This window comes from Ruthenibacterium intestinale, assembly GCF_040096265.1.
Lineage (GTDB): Bacteria > Bacillota > Clostridia > Oscillospirales > Ruminococcaceae > Ruthenibacterium > Ruthenibacterium komagatae.
On the sequence record NZ_JBBMFA010000112.1, the window covers coordinates 1 to 1,575 of the forward strand.

Annotated in this window: 1 protein-coding gene; it reads left to right on the forward strand. The window is 39.7% G+C overall.

Going from position 1 to position 1,575, the window contains the following annotated elements:
• Nucleotides 1–249 precede the first annotated feature (249 nt).
• A complete protein-coding gene (locus tag WMO24_RS14655; RefSeq protein WP_349217120.1) occupies nucleotides 250–1,428 on the forward strand; it encodes an IS110 family RNA-guided transposase in 1,179 nt (392 codons plus the stop codon).
• Nucleotides 1,429–1,575 lie beyond the last annotated feature (147 nt).

Genomic DNA, 1,575 nt, shown 5'->3' on the forward strand with positions numbered 1-1,575 from the left:
CTCCTCGTATTATAAAGTAGTAGTGTTTATAGACCCTCTCCAAGGTCTATATGCTATACTGTTGGAGATACTGTGGATTGTTTAAAACCTCCTACCATTCGATGGTTTACGAAAGGCTACAACCACAGTCTCTTTGTATAGTTGTTAATCAGTTAGATACCGCATGACGGTTTATTTAGAACGAGGTTACAATCGCAAAGAGTACCTGTGGCTCTAAACAGTATCAAATTTATTCAAAGGAGATTTCTTATGATTTACGTTGGAATTGATGTTGCCAAAGATAAGCACGACTGCTTTCTCACAAATTCAGATGGTGAAGTATTATTCAAATCTTTTACCATACCTAACAATCGTAAGGGGTTTGAAACCTTATTTCAAAGAGTCGAATCCGTTTCAGATGATTTAACCAAAGTAAAAGTAGGACTGGAAGCCACCGGACACTACAGTTACAATCTTCTGGGATTTCTTCTTGATAAAGGTCTGACCACCTACGTTATCAATCCGTTACATACCAATCTTTACAGAAAAAGTCTCAGCCTTAGAAAGACGAAAACGGATAAAGTTGATTCCCGTACCATTGCCACTATGATGATGTCTGATATGAACTTAAAGTCCTACTCAGATACATCTTACCACAACGAGGAATTAAAGTCACTTACTCGTTATCGTTTTGATAAGGTAAAGGAACGGGCAAAACTGAAAAGTTCCGTTTCAAGACTAATCTGTATTCTCTTTCCTGAACTGGAAAAACTCGTTCCTACACTTCATATAGCATCCGTTTATGCTTTGCTTTCTGAATTTCCAAGTGCAGATGCTGTTGCAAATGCACACCTCACACGACTTTCCAACCTGCTCTCTGAGAGTTCTAAGGGCAGATACGGGAAAGATACTGCCGTCATGTTTCGTGACGCTGCAAGAAGTTCCATCGGTTCTCATATGCCTGCCAAGTCTTTGGAACTCAAACATACCATTAAACTCATCCAGGAATTAACGGCTGAGATTGATGAGATCGAAGCAGCCATCAAGCGGATCATGGATGAAGAGATCCAATCGCCAATCCTTACCATCCCTGGCATCAGTTACCGGATGGGTGCAATGATCCTTGCTGAAATCGGAGATTTCAGCCGTTTTGATTCCGCAGATAAGATCCTTGCATATGCAGGAATGTCTCCTTCCACTTATCAATCTGGGCAGTTAGATAACTGTTATTCTCATATGGAGAAACGAGGTTCCAGATACCTCCGGTACGCCCTTTATAATGCCACAAAATATGTCTGTCACTGGGATAAATCTTTTGGTGCATATCTTGAAAAGAAACGCTCGGAAGGCAAGCATTATAATGTCGCATTATCTCATGCCGCTAAGAAGCTTGTGCGCTTAATTTTTGCAATGGAAAAATCAGGAAAAGCATACCTGCCAGTAGCTTAATTTTTTCTGTAACTATCTCCTTTTAGAGTGCCAGCAACGACACTCTGTTTGTCATGCAGTTTTCAAGGTTCAACTATATCTGAAATGCATTTTTGCAATTCATTCAAAAACCTTTCATTTTAGACTTGACTTTTAATAGTTAGTCTT